19 protein-coding genes are annotated in these 19,053 nt (G+C 42.4%); 1 reads left to right on the forward strand and 18 read right to left on the reverse strand.

Annotation, left to right across the window (positions count from 1 at the left end; translation table 11 throughout):
• Positions 1–9: 9 nt before the first annotated feature.
• The 6 genes from panC to H8R91_RS07870 all read right to left on the reverse strand — a co-directional run bounded on the left by panC (position 10) and on the right by H8R91_RS07870 (position 3,960).
• The gene (panC, locus tag H8R91_RS07845) at positions 10–864 is read right to left on the reverse strand and encodes a pantoate--beta-alanine ligase (RefSeq protein WP_186935649.1); all 855 of its coding nucleotides are present in this window, start codon (positions 862–864) and stop codon (positions 10–12) included.
• Positions 864–1,703 (reverse strand): 3-methyl-2-oxobutanoate hydroxymethyltransferase, encoded by an 840-nt coding sequence (gene panB / locus H8R91_RS07850; RefSeq protein ID WP_186935531.1) that lies wholly within the window; start codon positions 1,701–1,703, stop codon positions 864–866. The genes panC and panB overlap by 1 nt, the downstream gene beginning before the upstream one ends.
• 579 nt (positions 1,704–2,282) lie before the next feature.
• Positions 2,283–2,564, reverse strand: coding sequence for a hypothetical protein (locus H8R91_RS07855; protein WP_186935532.1), 282 nt, complete (start codon positions 2,562–2,564; stop codon positions 2,283–2,285).
• Positions 2,565–2,616: 52 nt separating this feature from the next.
• Complete coding sequence (locus H8R91_RS07860) at positions 2,617–2,766, reverse strand: hypothetical protein (protein WP_022234004.1); 150 nt, start codon at positions 2,764–2,766, stop codon at positions 2,617–2,619.
• Between the two features lie 152 nt (positions 2,767–2,918).
• Positions 2,919–3,179, reverse strand: coding sequence for a 30S ribosomal protein S20 (gene rpsT / locus H8R91_RS07865; RefSeq protein ID WP_022234005.1), 261 nt, complete (start codon positions 3,177–3,179; stop codon positions 2,919–2,921).
• 172 nt (positions 3,180–3,351) lie between these two features.
• A complete protein-coding gene (locus tag H8R91_RS07870; protein ID WP_186935533.1) occupies positions 3,352–3,960 on the reverse strand; it encodes a TetR-like C-terminal domain-containing protein in 609 nt (202 codons plus the stop codon).
• 198 nt (positions 3,961–4,158) lie between these two features.
• Here H8R91_RS07870 and H8R91_RS07875 point away from each other — a divergent pair, with 198 nt between their 5' ends.
• Positions 4,159–6,876, forward strand: coding sequence for a YhgE/Pip domain-containing protein (locus H8R91_RS07875; RefSeq protein ID WP_186935534.1), 2,718 nt, complete (start codon positions 4,159–4,161; stop codon positions 6,874–6,876).
• 372 nt (positions 6,877–7,248) lie between these two features.
• Here the strand turns inward: H8R91_RS07875 and hydF are convergent, their stop codons facing one another.
• From hydF to H8R91_RS07935, 12 genes are all read right to left on the reverse strand, one after another.
• The gene (gene hydF / locus H8R91_RS07880) at positions 7,249–8,430 is read right to left on the reverse strand and encodes a [FeFe] hydrogenase H-cluster maturation GTPase HydF (protein WP_186935535.1); all 1,182 of its coding nucleotides are present in this window, start codon (positions 8,428–8,430) and stop codon (positions 7,249–7,251) included.
• A 9-nt stretch (positions 8,431–8,439) separates the two neighbouring features.
• A complete protein-coding gene (gene hydG, locus H8R91_RS07885) occupies positions 8,440–9,858 on the reverse strand; it encodes a [FeFe] hydrogenase H-cluster radical SAM maturase HydG (protein ID WP_186935536.1) in 1,419 nt (472 codons plus the stop codon).
• Between the two features lie 24 nt (positions 9,859–9,882).
• Positions 9,883–10,968, reverse strand: coding sequence for a [FeFe] hydrogenase H-cluster radical SAM maturase HydE (gene hydE / locus H8R91_RS07890; RefSeq protein WP_436286329.1), 1,086 nt, complete (start codon positions 10,966–10,968; stop codon positions 9,883–9,885).
• Positions 10,969–11,205: 237 nt separating this feature from the next.
• On the reverse strand, positions 11,206–12,054 hold the full coding sequence (locus H8R91_RS07895; protein WP_186935537.1) for a TPM domain-containing protein: 849 nt from the start codon (positions 12,052–12,054) through the stop codon (positions 11,206–11,208).
• On the reverse strand, positions 12,051–12,323 hold the full coding sequence (locus tag H8R91_RS07900; RefSeq protein WP_186935538.1) for a hypothetical protein: 273 nt from the start codon (positions 12,321–12,323) through the stop codon (positions 12,051–12,053). The genes H8R91_RS07895 and H8R91_RS07900 overlap by 4 nt, the downstream gene beginning before the upstream one ends.
• On the reverse strand, positions 12,281–12,916 hold the full coding sequence (locus tag H8R91_RS07905) for a hypothetical protein (RefSeq protein WP_186935539.1): 636 nt from the start codon (positions 12,914–12,916) through the stop codon (positions 12,281–12,283). Before H8R91_RS07905 ends, H8R91_RS07900 begins: the two co-directional genes overlap by 43 nt.
• 36 nt (positions 12,917–12,952) lie before the next feature.
• Positions 12,953–13,093: a hypothetical protein gene (locus tag H8R91_RS07910; protein WP_186935540.1), complete on the reverse strand. Its 141-nt coding sequence runs from the start codon at positions 13,091–13,093 to the stop codon at positions 12,953–12,955.
• A 22-nt stretch (positions 13,094–13,115) separates the two neighbouring features.
• On the reverse strand, positions 13,116–14,384 hold the full coding sequence (locus tag H8R91_RS07915; RefSeq protein ID WP_186935541.1) for an SPFH domain-containing protein: 1,269 nt from the start codon (positions 14,382–14,384) through the stop codon (positions 13,116–13,118).
• 238 nt (positions 14,385–14,622) lie between these two features.
• Entirely contained in the window at positions 14,623–15,435 is an 813-nt protein-coding gene (locus tag H8R91_RS07920; RefSeq protein ID WP_186935543.1) for a zinc ribbon domain-containing protein, read from the reverse strand.
• A 3-nt stretch (positions 15,436–15,438) separates the two neighbouring features.
• On the reverse strand, positions 15,439–17,214 hold the full coding sequence (gene aspS / locus H8R91_RS07925) for an aspartate--tRNA ligase (RefSeq protein ID WP_186935545.1): 1,776 nt from the start codon (positions 17,212–17,214) through the stop codon (positions 15,439–15,441).
• Positions 17,215–17,248: 34 nt separating this feature from the next.
• The gene (hisS, locus tag H8R91_RS07930; protein ID WP_186935546.1) at positions 17,249–18,544 is read right to left on the reverse strand and encodes a histidine--tRNA ligase; all 1,296 of its coding nucleotides are present in this window, start codon (positions 18,542–18,544) and stop codon (positions 17,249–17,251) included.
• A 98-nt stretch (positions 18,545–18,642) separates the two neighbouring features.
• Complete coding sequence (locus tag H8R91_RS07935) at positions 18,643–19,038, reverse strand: methylglyoxal synthase (RefSeq protein WP_022235333.1); 396 nt, start codon at positions 19,036–19,038, stop codon at positions 18,643–18,645.
• Positions 19,039–19,053 lie beyond the last annotated feature (15 nt).

A 19,053-nucleotide genomic window follows, 5' to 3' on the forward strand; every position in this document is an offset into this window, starting at 1 on the left:
AAAACACGCTTACAGTGTGTCGATGTCAACAATAAAGTTGTCAATAAGTCTTGTCTTGCCGATATAAACGGCAATTGCGGTAAGCACATAACCTTTGTATTCATCAATAGGTGTAATGCTGAGTGCGTCTACCACGCTTACATAATCAATCTTTGCAAGCGGTTCTGCCGAAATGCACTTTTTCATAGCGTCAATTACGGTTTGAGCGTTACGCTCGCCGTCCTCAACCATCTTTTTGCCGAGTGCAATACTCTTGCTAAGCACAAGCGCCGCCTGTCTTTCTTCGGCTGAAAGGTAAGTGTTTCTTGAACTTTTTGCAAGGCCGTCTGCCTCACGAACGATAGGGCAGCCCTTGATTTCAATATCAAAATTAAGGTCAGCTACCATTCTCTTGATAATGGCAAGCTGTTGAGCGTCTTTCTCGCCAAAATACGCTCTGTCAGGAGCAACAATATTAAAGAGTTTGCTTACAACTGTGCAAACACCGCCGAAATGAGTCGGCCTTGTTTTGCCGCAAAGTTCTTTTGTAAGATTATTCATTACAACATTTGTAGAAAAGCCGTTCGGATACATTTCCTCGGGTGTCGGATTAAAAATAAGGCTTGCGCCTGCATTTGTGCAAAGCTCGGTATCCTTTTCAATATCTCTCGGGTAGCTTTCCAAATCCTCGTTCGGAGCAAACTGAATAGGGTTTACAAAAATGCTTACAACTACTCTGTCATTTTCTTTTACTGCTCTGTCAATAAGGCTCTTGTGACCCTCATGAAGATATCCCATTGTCGGCACAAGACCTACTGTAAGTCCCTGCTTTTTCCATTCTTTAACCTGCTGTCTTACTTCCGCAACAGAACCTGTACGCTTAATCATTTTTCTTCCTCCATAACCTTTTCCATCACATCTTCATCTATCTTAAAGCAATGCTCTTCACTTGGGAAAGCACCTGACTTGGTTTCGTTTATATAATCGGTAAATGCCTGTCGCATAAATGTACCGGCATCTGCATATTTCTTAACAAATTTCGGTGTATAGTCGCTGAACATTCCGAGCATATCCTGATATACAAGCACCTGACCGTCACAGCCTGCGCCTGCACCGATACCGATAGTCGGAATATCGAGAATACTTGTAACATATTCCGCAAGTTTTGCGGGAACGCACTCAAGCACAACCGCAAAAGCGCCTGCCTCTTGTACGGCAAGAGCGTCTTTTACAAGTTTTTTAGCGGAAAGCTCGTCCTTGCACTGAACTTTAAATCCGCCGAAAGCATTTACAGACTGCGGAGTAAGTCCGAGATGTGCCATAACAGGAATACCTGCCTGTGTAATAGCTTTGATTACCTCGCAAACACTTTCGCCGCCCTCAAGTTTTACTGCGCCAGCGTTAGCCTCTTTCATAAGTCTGCCCGCATTTACAAGTGCGTCATAAACAGAGGTCTGGTATGACATAAACGGCATATCCACAACTACCATTGCCTCTTTTGCGCCTCTTGCAACCGCCGCACCGTGGTGAATCATATCTTCCATAGTAACGGCAACCGTGCTGTCATATCCTAAAATTACATTACCCAGTGAATCGCCGACCAAAATAGCATCTACACCGGACTCGTCCATAAGCTTTGCAGTTGAATAATCGTAGGCGGTAAGCATTGTAAGCTTTTCTCCCGACTGCTTAGCTTTGGCAAATGTTGTTACAGTTTTTTTCATTGGTAATTCTCCTTAAAAGTATTTGAACATACCGCTAAAAAGAAATAAAAGGATTTACAAAAACTAAGTAAATCCCGTACCGCTTTCCGTATTGTCCTGTTCCGAGCGGATACAGGCGAACGGATAATAGTAAAAATATAAAGTGGTACAGTTTCAAAGCGAATACTATCCATCATTTATAGTACCACATATGGCGAAAAATTGCAATATTATTATCATTTTGCAAGCAACGGTGTGTAACAAAATTTTTCGGTGAACAGCTTTAAAAAATTTGTTATAATGTCAAATGTAAAGAAACGGTGGCGGCTGTTTCAGCTCCCTAGTGAAAGGGGGTGTTATATTTTATGGTCGAGAGTATTACATACTTAATTGCATTTGCTATTGCTTTGACAGCAGTAAATGAAATCATAAAGAACATAAGAAAGAAAGAAATAACCGCCCTGTAGTCGCAATACAGAGCGGTTAGTCATAAAAATTAACCCATGTCAGCGAAACAGCTAAAGCCGTTTCTTTACATCTTTATTATACAGCACTTATAAGTTAAAATCAATAACAAAAGCAGGGCACAAACCCTGCTTTTTATTTGCACCATTCGAGAGTAAGGAAAAATTGCTCATAGGTATCGTCCCAACCGTCAATTCCGTTTACTCCGCCGCCGTTCACGCTTCTTAACTTTGAATCGTTCATATCCTGACCGCAGGCAAACAGTTCGCCTATCTTTATATCATAGCCAAGACTTTGACAAAGCGAGCAAAATTCGGATACGGGATCTTCCGCATTTTTTGTGGCAATTAATTTTTCTTTTAACTCTTTATTGCCCTTAGCTTCTTTTAAAAGTCTGTCAAGCTCGTGTTGTATCACAAAATCACTCCGTAACAAACAAGGTCACCCAAGCGGATGACCTTTAAGAATTTTATTCAATAGAGCTGTCGAGGTACTCCATAAGCTCTTCATCGTCTTTCTTCTGCTTATCTTTAACAATGAAGAAAGCTGTAAGTGCAGCAGAAGCTACGGCAACCGCCGAAATAATGCTGATTATGAGCCAAAAATGTTTCTTTTTCATATGTTATTCCTCCCGATTATGTTAAATTAACGGCAATATTATATGCGTATTATCTAAATATATTCTACCATTTTTCAAAAAAATGTCAACATAAAAACAAAAAAAGCAGAGAAAAATCTCTGCTTTTAAGGTTGCAATTCAAAATCTTTAACTTATGCAGATGCATTAAGTCTTTTTGCAAGAGATGACTTGCTTCTTGCAGCTGTATTCTTATGCATAATACCCTTAGCTGCTGCCTGGTCGATTTTCTTCATAGCAAGACTAACTGCCTCTGTTTTGTTGGCAGCATTAGTGTCAACAGCGTAGTAAGCCTTTTTGATAACTGTCTTTAAAGCTGACTTTACAGCCTTGTTCTGAGCTGTCTTAGTAGCGATAACCTTTACACGCTTTTTTGCAGATTTAATGTTTGGCATTGTCCCACCTCCTTAAAGTATCAGTCATATGTCAATTATAATAGCATATAACTTCAAAAAATGCAAGAGATTTAAGAAAAAAACTCTGATTTTCTTTCTTTTTACGCAAAATTTTCCTGTGTATATAAATTTTCGCAGTCGATTTTCCTATACATTATATAATACGCAAAAATCAAAGCTTTATTTTTGAATAATCCGACACCTGAAAGTTATTGTCAAAGCTCTTTAAAGTGCCCACAACCATATTCGTGGTAATCTTTGCCATATGCGCAGGCTCAAGAGCATTTTCATCGGTAAGCCAATGCTTGAAAAGTCCCATACCGCCGGAAATGCAAAAATCAAAAACATATCTTACATCATACACATTTTTAACCATACCGCTTTCAAATATTTTCTTTATCCTTTCCGATACAAAGGTTTCGACCTGACGGATAAAAGAAATGTCGCCGTTTTCGCTTACAAGAGCAACGCAGATTTCACGGTTGTCATTCAAAATATTATAAATGTGCTCAAAGAATCTGCACATCTCTTCTTCACTGTTTGTCGGCGGATACAAATCTATTGCATTCTTAAATTCCTCCAAAAGCTCGCTTTCGAGTTCAGCCACCATACTGTATATATCGGTATAGTGCAGATAGAAAGTCGAACGGTTAATATCAACCTCTTCAACCAGCTCTTTTACCGTGATTTCCTTTATGCTTTTTTTCTTTGTAAGTACCGCAAGTCCGTGCCTCAACGCCGCCTTTGTTTTTCTTACACGCCTGTCTGTTCGTTCTGCCATAATTTATTCACCATTCCTCAACATTTCACTTTTATAATGTCTATTATTAAACACAAGCGCTTTTTTTAATGCTTGAATGTTTCTTTTATAGATATTATAATATATATCACAAAGAAAATCAACACCTTATCTATTAAAATATATAATATAGTTTAATAACAACGGAGTTGATTAGTGCAAAGAAAGGAGAATACTGTTATGGTAAAACAGGAATGGAAAAGCCTGTGGCGTAACAAGATACTGATGATTGTATTAGTATTCATCATTGCAATCCCTGCAATTTACACCACTCTTTTCCTCGGTTCAATGTGGGACCCATACGGCAAGCTTGACAATTTGCCCGTAGCAGTGGTAAACCTCGATGAGCCGGTCGAGTATGAGGGCGAAACCCTTAATGTAGGTAAAAATCTTATTGACAAGCTCAAGGATGACGGTTCGCTGTGTTTTAACTTTACAGACGCAGACCAAGCCGAGCGTGGACTTGAAAACGGTACTTACTATATGGTAATCACCGTTCCAAAGAATTTCTCTGAAAACGCTACCACTCTTATGGACACAGTTCCAAAGAAGATGGAACTTGACTACAAGACAAATCCGGGTACAAATTATATAGCAATGAAAATGAGCGAAACCGCTCTTGAAAAAATCAAGACATCGGTCGCTCAGGAGGTCACAAAGACCTATGCCGAAACAATCTTTGATAAGATTTCCGAGGCGGGTGACGGTATGAAAGACGCCGCAGACGGTGCAGGCGAAATTTATGACGGCACAGAAAAACTTTCGGACGGCAACAAAACTATTTCAGATAATTTAAAGACTTTATCGGAAGGCACACTTACTTTTAAAGACGGCACAAGCGAATTAAAGGTTGGTCTTTCATCTTACCTTGACGGTGTAAATCAGCTTTCAGACGGCTCAACTACACTTGCAAACGGTGCTACATCTTTACTTACAGGTGCTTTAAAACTTAATGAAGGTGCAAATTCACTTTCCGACGGTACAAAAACTCTCACATCAGGTACAGCTACTCTTGAGAGCGGCGCAAAAACACTTGAAAGCGGTTTAAAAACCTATACAGACGGTGTAAAACAGGCTAATGACGGTGCGGCTGCACTTAACGCAAACAGTTCGGCACTTACAGCCGGCGCACAGCAGCTTACCGCAGGCAACGAACAGCTTTCATCGGGCAGTGCGCAAATTCTCGGCGGACTTAATCAGATGAGCAGTACAGTAAAAAGCGGTTTGCCGAGCGAGGATAAAATCACCGAATTAAGCGGCGGACTTGATACTTATTCGGCAGCTATCGGTAAGATGAATGACGATTTGCAGAACACATCTCTTCCTACCGAAGAAGACCTTGCAAATCTGAATGCAGTTAAAACCGACCTTACAAGCCGTCTTACAAACGCAGGCGATAACGCAAAATCACTTTATGTGCTTGCGGCTCAATTGCAGGCAAGCGGCGATTTACAGACTGCCGCCCAAGTAAAAGAAATTGCAGACAGCCTTGCGGCAAATGTTACAACAGCAGCAAATGACGCAACAGCAATCGGCGCAGTATTTGAGCAGGTTACTCCTTCACTTTCAAAGGTAACAGAGCTTAAAAGCGGTGTTGCTCAGCTTAACGAAAACAAAGAGCTTGTTCTCGACGGCGCTAAGACAGCCGTAAACGGAATGTACAGCGGTCTTGCAAATGTAAGCTACGCACTTGATACTCAGATTATTCCGGGTATGTCAACTCTTGACGGAGGTATTTCACAGGTATCTGACGGTGCTAAGTCGCTATCAAGCGGTCTTACATCATACACAAGCGGTGTTGCACAGGTAGGCAGCGGACTTACAAAGCTTAACGATAATTCAGCTCAGCTAAACTCAGGCGCAACTCAGCTTTCAAGCGGTGCGAGTCAGCTTTCAAGCGGTGCTAAATCACTTGACAGCGGTGCTGACGAATTAAAGAGCGGTACTAAGACTCTTGCAGACGGTACAAAAACTCTTGACGATGGTACAAAGACACTTACAAACGGTTTTGCTACACTTACAGCAAACAATTCAAAACTTACAAGCGGTGCTAATCAGCTTGCCGACGGTGCAGTAACACTTAACGACGGCGCAGGTCAGCTTTATGACGGTTCGATTACACTCGGCAACGGACTTTCAGACCTTAAGGACGGTGCAAACACCTTAAAGACAGGTCTTGAAGATGGACAAAAGACAATAGACGAAAACAAGGGCGACGATGCAGTATATGAAATGATTTCAAGCCCTGTAAAATCAAACGAAACTAAGATTTCAAATGTAGAAAATAACGGTCACGCAATGGCGGCTTATATGATGTGCGTTGGTTTGTGGGTACTTTGTATAGCATTCTGTATTATGTATCCTCTTACAGAACATCACGGCGAAATCAAATCAGGCTTCTCTTGGTGGCTAAGCAAAGCAGGCATTGCTTATCTCGTAGCACTTGTTGCCGCTTATGCAATGATAGGTTCACTCCAGTTGTTCTTACACTTTGAACCTACCGAGCTTTTAAACACATTCCTCGTAGCAGGAATTACCGCAATCGCATTTATGTCAATTCTTTACTTCTTCAATGTATGGCTTGGTAAGGTAGGTAGCTTCTTAATGCTTATCTTCATGGTTGTACAGCTTGCAGGTTCTGCAGGTACTTACCCAATCGAAATTTCAGGCGACTTCGTTGCTACAATTCACAAGTGGTTGCCATTCAGCTATGCTGTTGACGCATTCAGAGGTACAATTTCAGGTAACGGCAATATCCTTGAAGTAACAATCGTTCTTCTCTCAATTGCAATTATCTTTACACTCCTCACAATTATGATGTTCAACATCAGAGCAAAGATGATTAAAAACAATAAGAAAGGTCTTTACGACTTTATCGAAAAATGCGGTTTAGCTTAATGCAAAGCTCAAATAAATAAACAGCAAAATCCGACTTCATTATGAGGTCGGATTTTTGCTGTTTAACAGAGAATTATTTTTTACGATTTTTATTCAAAGTGTAAGAAAATTATGGTTTAGCAAATTGATTTGCCAATCAATTATAAAAGTTTGGTCGACCTTTTCAAAGGTCGTGGGTGTGGGCAAAGCCCACAAATACTTTCCGTTTACACAATCTAACGATAGCCAAACAGCTTGCTGTTTGGCGGCTTGAACACAACGGCGTTAGCCTTTAAAAAGGCTTGACCTAAATTTTAAAATTATTTAGCTAAAGCTATGCAATAAACCATAATTTACTCCACAAAAGCAGATAACTTTTGTGAGGTCGTTTCATCATGTTCTATTTACAAACAAACTGCCGTTAAAAATTCCACGCATATATGAAATTGCTATGCCGTAGTTTGTAAACGGTACGCCTGCGATTTCGGCTTTTTGTCTGCGGCTGTCAACTTCTTTTTCGTTAAGCATACAGCCGCCGCAATGTATTACAAGTTTATATTTTGTAAGGTCAGAGGGAAAATCTCTGCCCGAGCTTGTTTCTGTTTTTATGCTCTTACCCGTGTATTTTCTTAAAAGCCGTGGAAGTTTTACCGTGCCAATATCATCGCATTGGCGGTGGTGAGTACATCCCTCGCTTATAAGAATCGTGTCACCGTCACAAAGCAAATCTATAGCTTTTGCACCCTTTGCGGCAGTGTCAAGCACGCCCTTATACCTTGCCATAAGAATTGAAAAAGAAGTAAGTCTGATGTCTTTCGGGGTGAGTTTTGCGATTGCCGCAAAAGCCTGACTGTCGGTAATTACAAGCGACGGCTTTTGGGCAAGCGATTTCAAAGTCTGTTCAAATTCACTGTCCCTCGTTACAACGGCGATTGCGCCCGAATCGAGAATTTCCCGTATTGCCATTTGCTGCGGCAAAATTATTCTGCCCTTTGGCGCAGCCTTGTCTATCGGCACAACAAGCACTACCGTATCACCTGCGCTAATTAAATCCGAGCAAAGAGTTCTCTGCTCTCTGTCGGATTTTAACAGGCTTGCTATTCTTTCTTTCAACTCAAAAACACCTGTATTTTGTTCTGCACTTACAAACATTCCGTCATCTGTATGCGGTGGATTTTTCAGCAAATCAGCCTTGTTATAAGCCACAACATACGGTATGTTTTTCTGTTCAAACAGATTTATAAGTTCAGAATCTGCCGCTGTTTTTCCCATCGAACCGTCAACCACAAGCACTGCAATATCCGTTCCGTCAAGCACTTGTCTTGCCTTTTCAATCCGCATTTCACCAAGACTGCCCTCATCGTCAATACCCGGTGTATCAATTATTACAACAGGGCCGAGCGGCAACAGTTCCATAGCTTTCATTACAGGGTCCGTAGTAGTGCCCTTAATATCGGATACAACCGACAAATTCTGCCCCGTAACCGCATTTACAAGGCTTGATTTTCCTGCATTGCGCTTGCCGAAAAATGCAATATGCACTCTTTCTGCAAGCGGTGTGTCATTAAGTCCCATAAGCACCTCTTAAAAACGAAAATCCCGACTGCCGTTTTCTATCTCTGCAATGTGTTGTGCGGCAATTTTTCTTACTTTTTCATTGGGAATTTTCAAAAGCTCTTTTTCAATCAGCTTTTCTCCGATTTTTCTTGTGTCCTCGCTTGCATAGTCCATAAGATACTCCTTAAGCGTCATAAGTGCATTTGGATGACAGCAGTTTTGAATCTGACCGCTTTTGCAAAGCGACATAAATCTGTCGCCCGTCCTGCCCTCACGATAACAAGCCGTGCAGAATGACGGGATATATCCAAGGCTCATAAGCCAATTTACAACCTCGTCAAGCGTACGATTGTCCGACACATCAAATTGAGCCGTATTCTCGTCCTCTTCTTCGGGTTCGGCATAACCGCCAACGCTTGTGCAGGACGCACCGCTGATTTGCGATACACCGAGTCTTATAACCTTTTCACGCACCGCCTTGCTCTCTCTCGTTGAGATAATCATACCTGTGTACGGAACAGAAATTCTGATAAGCGCACAAATTTTGGCAAATGTATCGTCATCAATTCCGTTGTCAAATGAATCGGGATCTATATCGTCTGCGTGCTTAATTCGTGGGACGCTGATTGTATGCGGGCCTACTCCGTGAACCGCCTCAAGATGCTCTGCGTGCATCAAAAGTCCCGCAAATTCATAGCGGTAAAGTTCCAATCCAAACAGCACGCCAAGTCCCACATCGTCAATTCCTCCCTGCATTGCCCTGTCCATTGCCTCGGTATGGTAATCGTAATTATGTTTCGGACCTGTGGGGTGGAGCTCTTCGTAACTCTTTTTGTTGTAAGTTTCCTGAAAAAGAATATAAGTCCCTATGCCGGCATCCTTTAGCTTTCTGTAATTTTCAACCGTGGTGGCGGCAATATTTACATTAACTCGTCTGATTGCGCCGTTTTTATGGTTAATTGAATAAATCGTCTTTATGCACTCAAGAATGTACTCAATCGGATTGTTTACGGGGTCTTCGCCCGCTTCAATCGCAAGCCTTTTGTGCCCCATATCCTGCAATGCGATAACCTCGCTCTTCACTTCTTCCTGCGTAAGTTTTTTACGGCAGATATGTTTATTTTTAAGATGATACGGGCAGTAAACACAACCGTTTACACAATAATTTGAAAGATAAAGAGGAGCAAACATAACGATTCTGTCGCCGTAAAAATCTTTTTTTATCTGCTCGGCAAGGTCATAAATTTTTGCAATTCTTTCGCTGTCCTCGCACGCAAGCAATACGCTTGCCTCCCTGTGGTCAAGTCCTTTTCTAAGCCTTGCCTTGTCGATGATTTTGTCTATGAGCGCAAGGTTATCTTTGTTTTCGTCTGCATATTTTAGGGTGTCGAGAATTTCACCGTCGTTAATAAATTCCTCTGCTTTAAGAGATTTTTTGTCATACATTTCATATTTCCTTTCCTGTCGCAACTAAGGAGCAATATAATTTCCCACATCGGTCACAACTTCGTAGCCGATTGACTTCATTCTGTTTTTCATACAACTTATGCACTGCGCCGACTCGTCACCCGTACAAATTTTATTATCGTACAGAGAGTAGTCCTTTCTGTGCTCAAGCGGAGAAAGGTTTGGCATAACCACATTTGCGCCGTGCAGTATCCCCTTTTCCCTGCCGTTGATGTCCGCCGTACCGAGTGCGGTTGTTGACGGCAGCAGTACGCTCGGCAACAGCAGTCTTATTATTGAGATGAGCATAAGGCAAAGCCGCACACTGCCTGTAGGCTGCTTGGCAAACGGCGTGTCTTTATGCGGAATAAACGGGCCTATACCGCACATCTGCGGATTAAGGTTTTTTATAAAAATCAGATCATCCGCAAGATTTTCGGCGGTTTGAAAAGGCGAGCCGACCATAAAACCTGCACCTGTCTGATAACCTATTTTTTTAAGATTGTACAGGCAATCAAGCCTGTTTTGATGCGACATATTGTCAGGGTGTAATTTTTCGTAATGCTCTTTGTCTGCCGTTTCGTGACGAAGAAGATACCGGTCTGCGCCCGAATCAAACAGTCTTTTGTAACTTTCGTAACTGCGTTCGCCGAGAGAAAGCGTTACTGCGCAGTCGGGATATTTTTGCTTGATTTTTTGCACAATATCGCACATAACATCATCGGTAAAATATCCGTCCTCTCCGCCCTGCAAAACAAAGGTGCGAAAACCGAGTGGGTAGCCTGTATCGCAGCACTGCAAAATCTGCTCCTTGCTAAGGCGGTATCGCACTGCGTTTGTGTTCGACCTGCGTATTCCGCAATAAAGGCAATCGTTTTTGCAAATGCTTGAAATTTCAATCAAGCCACGGATATACACCTTGTTACCGTAGTATTTTTGTGCCGTCTGCTGTGCCTTTTTGCGCAGGTACTCAAGTTCTTCGTCTGTAACAGTATTTATTAATGCTGTAAACTCTGCTCTGTCTGCATTGTGATAGGCGTAGAGCTTATCTATAATTTCATAATTTTTCATATTCTTTAATAAAACGCTGTACGGGTAATACTTTTGCATTGCCTGTTGGGATTTGGTTTGGAGTAATGATTAAATAATTTTTAAAATTTAGGTCAAGCCTTTAAAAAGGTTGACCAAAATTTTATAATTTTGTAAAAATTATGTTTTATCAAACCGCAACTCATCTGCATCAAAAATATTCTTTTAAAAATCGGCAGGAACAAAATTCCTGCCGACAGTTTGTAAAAATTCTGATTTTGTTCTTAAGCCGATATAAAGAACACCGTTGTTGCAAATTTAAAAATGTCTGCCACCGCCGCCGTGTGATGAATGACTTGAACGGTGACTGCTGCTGCTCCTGTGACTTCTGTGCGACGACGAGCTTGAGCTTGAACTCGACACGGTAGTATAAGTCACATTTTTGTATAAGAACTGATCCCTGCTTTCTGTAAGGTTAAGCGAGCTGTTTTTATCAAGGTCGTAGTTTGCACCCTTGCCGTTTTTGCCGTAAGCGTAACGAACGCCCAAACTGACAAGAAATCCTGCCAAACCACCCATCAGCATAAACACTATACCGTAGAGAAAACCTTTTATAACCTTCTCAAGCGGAGTAAGCTGTGCTTCAATTATATTGCTGTAGCTTGCGTCTTTGCTTGTATCTACGCCCGCATTATAGTATTGCTCAACCGTTTCGACAAATTCATCGCAAGCGCCGTCATAGTTGCCGCTTGAAAGCTCGTACTGAACGCTGTCGAGCAAATCGTCTGTTCGGGCATCGCTGAAACAGTACATCGCCTCGTCCTTGGTGATTATATACATTTCACGGGAACTCATATCTATAGTGAGCATAACGCCGCTTTTTTTATCACCGCAGCCGTAATTATGATTATCAAAATAATCGTTGCAATAATCTTCCATATCATACGAATCCACATTGTTGTTATTGGTATAGATTATTGTGTCCCAACCTGTGGCAAGCGTACATTTTTTCAGATTATTCTCTATGGTTTCTTCCTGCGAAGAAGTTATAATATCCGCATCGTCTGTCAGCTTTTTGCTGCTCTCTGCAAAAGCCGGTGTTACCGACAGGGCAAATACGGCGGTTACGGCAAGCGATACGGCCGCAACGGAAAGTACATTTTTCATATAAAAAATATACCTCCCAACATACCGAACGCAAAAGCTATGCCGGCTATTAATGAAGACATTGCAATTAATCTGCCGGTATCGGCAGGCAAACTGCCGTAGAGCTTACCTGTCTGACCGTTGATGGCAAACGGGTAAATCTTGCCCTTATACTTATAAGTTATAATCCACACAGGCAAAAGCGTATAACTCCAACTTTCAATATCTGTGCGGTCATAGTAATTGGTTACTTCAATACCCGAATATTCACTGCAAGCACCTCTTTGCAATACTCGTCAATCTTTTGGTCAACCATCATCTGAATATCGGACTTTTCTATATCTCTTTTTTCTGCCTGAAAACCCGACAGGTACGACATTGAAAACGGCTGTGCCTCTGACAAATCATACGGATGTATGCACTGCAACATTTCTCTGTCGGCAGCCGAAAGTGCTCTTTCAAAAACATTGCGTATATAAACATCGCCGCTTCTGAACAGGTCATAATACGAAGTTTCGGTATATCGTCTGTCACCGGATTTCCAGTGTCTGTACTTTTTGCCCCTTGCCGTCATATGAGAATCCTGTTGAGTATCTATGTACCAATATGGGAAATATACACCTGTCATTTTCTCAATATTTGAGTCGCTTAAAAAATCTTTGGGCAAAAACTTTTTGCCTTTTGTTTTATCCATAAAAGCTGAAACAGCTTGTTCTCGTGACAACTTAAACGGAATAATTCTGTCGGGTCTGAAATCTCCCGACAATCTGCCTTTCATTACAACAGGATTGTGGCAGTAAAAGCAGGTTGTTGCCGCTGTAGATGAAGTGGTAACAACCTCTGCGCCGCAGGAATCGCAATGGAACACGTAACCGTCGTGCAATTCCTCTTTAAATTCCTGTTGGCTGTCAGCACCGCTTTATTCCCTTTCGGCGTAAATTTGCTGAATCTTCTCCGGAGAAAACTCCGAAAGACAGTATTCACAGCAAAATCTTTGCCTTTGCGGGTTAAAAGTAAGCGGTGCCGCACAGGATGGGCAGTTATAATTGACTGTACCCATTTATTGCCTTATCCCTCTTAAATTATTCTGCCTTTGTACCGCACTCCGGACAGAATTTCTGATTTTCTTTTAATTCATATCCGCAGTTTACACAGAAATGCTTTTTAGGTGCATCAGGCTTTTTTGCACCGCATTCAGGGCAGAATTTGCCTGTATTTACCGCACCGCAAGCGCAAGTCCAGCTGTCTGCCGACTGAGGCTGTACAGGCTGTTGAGCGTTCTGCTGCGGCTGAGCAGGCTGTGCGCCGCCAAGCGGATTGCCCTGTGGCTGTTGAGGCTGCTGTGGCTGCTGATTGTTGTAGTGTGGGTTCTGCTGATAGCCGCCGAGGATATTACCGCCTGCATTCATACCCATGCCCATACCCATAAAGCCTGCCATTGCGCCGTTTGAGTTTGAGCCTGCCGCTTTCATACCTTCCGCAACATTAGCTGCTACATAGCCCTGCTGAACCGCTGCGTCCGAAAGCATTGCGCCCTTGTTTCTCATATTGATAAGCTCTGTGCTCTCGTCATTGTAAGAAATGTTGATAGCAACTGCCTGAACCTGGAAACCACGCTGCTGCTCCCATTCCTGGTCGAGAGTTTTAGCCATATACTGACCGAATTCACGGGATTTACCCTTAATAAAGCTGATTCTGTAACCGTCAGCAGAGAAGTTGTTGATGGCAGAACTTAAAGCTGCCTCAAACTCTGTGTTATACTGGATTGACTTTGACTTGTAGTCAAACGGCTGACAAGCTGTTACAAGTCCCTTGTCGATTACTTCCTGATAGAACTTAAGCGGATCGGTAATCTTAATAGAATATGTACCGTGCGCACGGAGGAAAAGTTCTGCATTGTAGAAACTGTCGAAGTAGTTTACAACATTCTTTGTGCCGAAAAGAATACCTGTAATTTCGGCAAGGTTGATGTAAATTACATACTGCGACTGTGACGGAATTCCGCCGTATTTAATACGGGAGAATGTTTCTTTAAGAGAGTCGCCAAACTGACCGCAGAAAAGTGACGGCATTGAGCTGTTGCTTACCTGGTAATAACCCGGTTCTGCTGTAAAGTCAACTACCTTACCGCCGTCAATAAGGAGCATACACTGGTTGTCATATACCTGAATAACCGAACCGTTTGATACGATGTTTGGTGTGCCCTTTGTGTTTTGAGATGTGCCGTGTGTTATCTTTTCACCGGGAACCATTGCGAGAGTTCCGCTCATTGGTCTTGGCTGGATAACCTCCTGCCAAGAATCTGCCAATCCGCCTTTAACCGAGTTAATGGCTGCTCTGATAATGCCCATAGTCTTATCTCCTTTACAAGAAATTTTCTTTATTTTTAAATTTTTGTGAGCTGATATAATTGCACTGAAACGAAGGTTTTTGCTTTAGATTAAATCTTCTTAATCTGTTACAGGTTTGGTTTCAAAAATGTTGGGGTAACAAATAAATTATTATTTAACACACAAGTTAAACAAAACAATTTGCTAAACCATAATTCACTCTGATTTTCAACATCGCCTAAGTGCAATTGTTTATAAATTAATATGGTCTTGTAGCGTTGGTTTGTTCTCTTATTGACGAGAATTTCCACGCTCTTATGTTGATTTCCGTAATGCCTGTGCCGCAGTATTCACAGAATTTCTGACCTAAGCTCTTAATCGGTGCGCCGCAGTTAGGGCAATTAATACCAAGTCCCTCACTGCCGTTTGCCACCATATCCACATTCTGAATATACACAAGCTCGGTTTCATACACGCTTTGAGTTTTCATATCCCTGCTGCCGTAAACCACACTGCCTGCGGCGTCGGTGGTATAGGCATAAGAACCTACAGACGATACAAACAAAATCCTTGCGGTTGCGCCGTCCTTTGTGTATCGTGAAATCTCCGTACGGTGAATTACAATATCATCGTAATTCTGCTTGTAGCCTCTGTTTGACAGGTCGGTAATAATACTCTTTACGCTGTCTTTTAAGGCTGTGGAGCACTCACCGTACAAAAGCTTCGGATTTTTTTCCTCAATTGAGTTCATATAACTGCGCAGTACGGTTTCTGACTTTTGTTTGTAATCGTCATAGTCAAACTCCGGAAAATCTCTTTGTATTCTCGGCAGACAAAGACCCGTCATAGCCTGCAAAGAGCGTGGAGTTTCACTCATTTCCCTTTTCTGATTATTGATTCCCTGTACAAAAGAATCCGTACCGAACATATTTCTTGAAATCTGTCTGATTCCGTGTTTTATTTTATAGACTGCCACCGCAATGGCAATGGCAGCCGCTGCAATCAATACAAGTGTAACTATAAGTCCGACAGGCACACCTGACGAAACCGCTCCGACAAACAATTGATTCATCGTTTACTCCTGCGGTTTTACTGAAATTCCGAGAACATCGAGGCTCTCATCGTCAACAACGGACGGACAAGCTGACATAAGCTCGCTTGCATTCTGAACCTTAGGGAATGCCGTAACATCACGAAGGCTGTCTGTGCCGCACATAAGCATTGTAACACGGTCAAGGCCAATGCCCATACCGCCGTGTGGCGGAGCGCCATACTTATACGCTTCTACAAGGAAGCCGAATTTTGCTTCAATTTCCTCGTCGGTAAGTTTTAATGCCTTAAACATTCTCTGCTGTAACTCATAATCTGTAATACGCATTGAACCGCTTGAAAGCTCTGTTCCGTTAAGAGTGAGGTCGTAAGCCTTTGCAATAACCTTTGACGGGTCTGTGTCAAGGTACTGCAAGCACTCCTCTTTAGGCATTGTGAACGGATGATGCATTGCAAGCCACTCGCCGCTCTCTTCGTCATACTCAAAGAACGGGAAGTCAACAATCCAGAGGAACTTAAATTCATCGGGAATAATGTCGAGAACCTTTGCGACCTTAAGTCTTAATGCACCGAGAGTTGTAAGAACTGTGCTGTTCTTATCGGCAACAATGAAGATTACATCGCCCTTCTCTGCGCCGAGTCTTTCGTAAATAGCGGAAAGCTCTTCCTCTGTCATAAACTTCTTAAATGATGCATTCGGCTCGTCAACCCATCTTACATAGGCAAGACCCTTTGCACCGATACCCTTTACATACTCTGTAAGTTTGTCAATTTCTTTTCTTGTATATACAGACGCCGCATTCTTTGCAACAATGGCACGAACAGAACCGCCGTTTTCAACAGCGCTTGTAAATACGCTGAAGCCGCAATCCTTTACGAGGTCGGAGATATTCTGAATCTTCATATCGAAACGAATATCAGGCTTATCCGAACCGTAGTTCTCCATAGCGTCGTTGTATGTCATTTTCTCAAACGGAGTTACAAGCTCCTTGCCAAGCACTTCTTTAAACAAACGCTTGAAAAGTCCCTCGTTGATTTCCATAATTTCGTCCATATCAACAAACGAAAGCTCCATATCAATCTGTGTAAACTCAGGCTGACGGTCGGCTCTTAAGTCCTCATCTCTGAAACAACGGGCAAGCTGAATGTAACGGTCAAAACCCGATACCATCAAAAGCTGCTTGTAAATCTGCGGTGACTGCGGAAGAGCATAGAACTTTCCCTTGTGGATTCTTGACGGTACAAGGTAATCTCTTGCGCCCTCCGGAGTTGATTTAATCATCATCGGAGTTTCAATCTCAATAAAGCCGTTCTCGTAGAAATAATCTCTTGCAACCTTTGCAATCTTACTTCTCATAATAATGTTGTTCTGAATAGGACGGCGGCGAAGGTCAAGATAACGGTATTTAAGTCTTAACTCCTCGTTTGTGCTTGTTTCGTCAACAATTTCAAAAGGCGGTGTCTGTGCCTTTGAAAGAACTCTAAGGTCTGTTACCATAACCTCAATATCGCCTGTAGGAATATCCTTGTTCTTGGAGCTTCTCTCACATACTATGCCTTTTGCCGCCAAAACATACTCACTGCGGCAAGCAAAAGCTTTATCAAAAATTTCTTTATCCGTCTTATCGTTAAAAGCAAGCTGAACAATGCCTGTGCGGTCACGAAGGTCAATAAAAATAAGCTGACCGAGGTCACGGCAACGCTGTACCCAACCGCAAACTGTTACTTCTCTGCCGACATCGCCGATTCTAAGGTCGGAGCAATAGTCGGTTCGTTTAAGTCCTGTCATAAATTCTGCCATTTTTGTATATCTCCTTAAATTAAGTTGTCAACGCTTACAGCTTAAAGCTGTCAACATCGGCAAGCTGAAGTACCATAAATTTCTCTGCAAATGTATCGTCAAGTACAATTTCAGTCTGCTCGCCGCTCGACATATTCTTAATAACTGCCTTGCCCTGCTCAATCTCATTGTCGCCGAGCACCATAGAGAACTTTGCGCCGATTTTGTCGGCATATTTCATCTGTGCTCTTAATCCTCTGCCTACAACATCGGTTTCGGCAATAAGTCCGCAGGAACGGACAGCTTTGATAATTTCAAATGATTTAAGCGACGCACTCTCGCCCATAACAGCAACATAGAGGTCGCAGGTTGACGGTTTCGGAATTTCAATGCCCTGTTTGTCCATTAGCATTAAAAGTCTTTCAATGCCCATTGCAAATCCGAGTGACGGCAAGTGCTTTCCGCCGAGCTCCTCAATAAGTCCGTCGTATCTGCCACCGCCGCAAACTGTGCCTTGAGCACCGATAAAGTCGGTAACGAACTCAAAAACAGTCTTTGTGTAGTAGTCAAGTCCACGAACGATTGTAGGATTTACCGTATATTCAACACCTGCGGCATCAAGGTATTTCTGAACACTTGCAAAGTGCTCTTTACACTCGTCGCAAAGATAATCTGTAATTTTAGGTGCACCGCCCGCAATCTTTGAACAAACAGGACTTTTACAGTCGAGTATTCTCATCGGGTTCTTTTCAAGTCTTGAATTACAGGTATCGCAGAGTTCGTCTTTACAGCCGCCAAAATAGCCTTTAAGTGCCTTGTGGTACTCGGCACGGCAAGTAGGGCAGCCGATAGAATTAATTTCAAGTCTAAGCTGCTTAATGCCAAGGCGGTCAAAAATAGACTGTGCGGCGCAAATAAGTTCCGCATCGGCAACAGGTGACTGTGTACCGTAGCACTCAAGACCGAATTGGTGGAACTCTCTTAATCTGCCTGCCTGCGGCTTTTCGTAGCGGTAGCAAGACACAAAATAGCTTGCCTTGATAGGTAAGCTGTCATTTACAAGGCCGTGCTCAAGCACTGCTCTTGCTGCGCCTGCCGTACCCTCGGGACGAAGTGTAACACTTTCTCCGCCCTTTGTATCGAATGTATACATTTCTTTCTGAACAACATCTGTTGTCTGACCCACACCTCTTGCAAAAAGCTCTGTGTGCTCAAAAACAGGTGTACGAATCTCTTTAAATCCGTAAGCCGCCGATTCTTTACGCATAACATCTTCAACGAACTGCCAGCGGTAGCTGTCCTTTGGCAAAACATCTTCTGTGCCCTTAATCTTTTTGGTGATTACTCCCATTATTTCCTCCAAATTATAAAACCTTTTATATTAATCGAAAATTCCGTATAAACACAATTATCGGGCAGCACAAAACCGCCCGACAATGAAATCGTTTTTTACTTTAAAATATTTCTCCAGTCAAGGTCGCCACGCTCAAGACCGTGAATAAGTACCTCTGCGGTTGCGATGTTTGTAGCAACAGGAATATTGTGCATATCGCAAAGTCTGAGCATATTCATATCGTTAGGCTCATTAGGCTTTGGATTGAGCGGATCTCTGAAAAAGAGAAGCATATCAACTTCGTTGCAGGCAATTCTTGCCGCAATCTGCTGACTGCCGCCCTGTGAGCCTGCCAAAAACTTCTGAATTGTAAGGCCTGTTGCCTCTGAAACCATTTTGCCCGTAGTGCCTGTCGCACAAAGGTTATTTCTGCTTAAAACACCGCAGTAAGCAATGCAGAACTGAACCATAAGTTCCTTTTTTTCATCGTGCGCAATAAGAGCAATATTCATACACAAATTCCTCCC

The sequence above is a fragment of the Ruminococcus intestinalis genome, from assembly GCF_014288065.1.
Classification (GTDB): Bacteria; Bacillota; Clostridia; order Oscillospirales; family Acutalibacteraceae; genus Ruminococcoides; species Ruminococcoides intestinale_A.

What these genes read in the sequence shown, in the direction of transcription:
- H8R91_RS07935 (WP_022235333.1), bottom strand. Translation starts at nt 19,038, where the DNA reads ATGAATATTGCTCTTATTGCGCACGATGAAAAAAAGGAACTTATGGTT.
- rpsT (WP_022234005.1), bottom strand. Translation starts at nt 3,179, where the DNA reads ATGCCAAACATTAAATCTGCAAAAAAGCGTGTAAAGGTTATCGCTACT.
- hydG (WP_186935536.1), bottom strand. Translation starts at nt 9,858, where the DNA reads ATGTATGACAAAAAATCTCTTAAAGCAGAGGAATTTATTAACGACGGT.
- H8R91_RS07910 (WP_186935540.1), bottom strand. Translation starts at nt 13,093, where the DNA reads ATGGGTACAGTCAATTATAACTGCCCATCCTGTGCGGCACCGCTTACT.
- panB (WP_186935531.1), bottom strand. Translation starts at nt 1,703, where the DNA reads ATGAAAAAAACTGTAACAACATTTGCCAAAGCTAAGCAGTCGGGAGAA.
- hydF (WP_186935535.1), bottom strand. Translation starts at nt 8,430, where the DNA reads ATGGGACTTAATGACACACCGCTTGCAGAAAGAGTGCATATTGCATTT.
- aspS (WP_186935545.1), bottom strand. Translation starts at nt 17,214, where the DNA reads ATGGCAGAATTTATGACAGGACTTAAACGAACCGACTATTGCTCCGAC.
- H8R91_RS07860 (WP_022234004.1), bottom strand. Translation starts at nt 2,766, where the DNA reads ATGAAAAAGAAACATTTTTGGCTCATAATCAGCATTATTTCGGCGGTT.
- H8R91_RS07895 (WP_186935537.1), bottom strand. Translation starts at nt 12,054, where the DNA reads ATGAAAAATGTACTTTCCGTTGCGGCCGTATCGCTTGCCGTAACCGCC.
- H8R91_RS07875 (WP_186935534.1), top strand. Translation starts at nt 4,159, where the DNA reads ATGGTAAAACAGGAATGGAAAAGCCTGTGGCGTAACAAGATACTGATG.
- H8R91_RS07870 (WP_186935533.1), bottom strand. Translation starts at nt 3,960, where the DNA reads ATGGCAGAACGAACAGACAGGCGTGTAAGAAAAACAAAGGCGGCGTTG.
- hydE (WP_436286329.1), bottom strand. Translation starts at nt 10,968, where the DNA reads ATGCAAAAGTATTACCCGTACAGCGTTTTATTAAAGAATATGAAAAAT.
- H8R91_RS07915 (WP_186935541.1), bottom strand. Translation starts at nt 14,384, where the DNA reads ATGGGCATTATCAGAGCAGCCATTAACTCGGTTAAAGGCGGATTGGCA.
- H8R91_RS07920 (WP_186935543.1), bottom strand. Translation starts at nt 15,435, where the DNA reads ATGAATCAATTGTTTGTCGGAGCGGTTTCGTCAGGTGTGCCTGTCGGA.
- hisS (WP_186935546.1), bottom strand. Translation starts at nt 18,544, where the DNA reads ATGGGAGTAATCACCAAAAAGATTAAGGGCACAGAAGATGTTTTGCCA.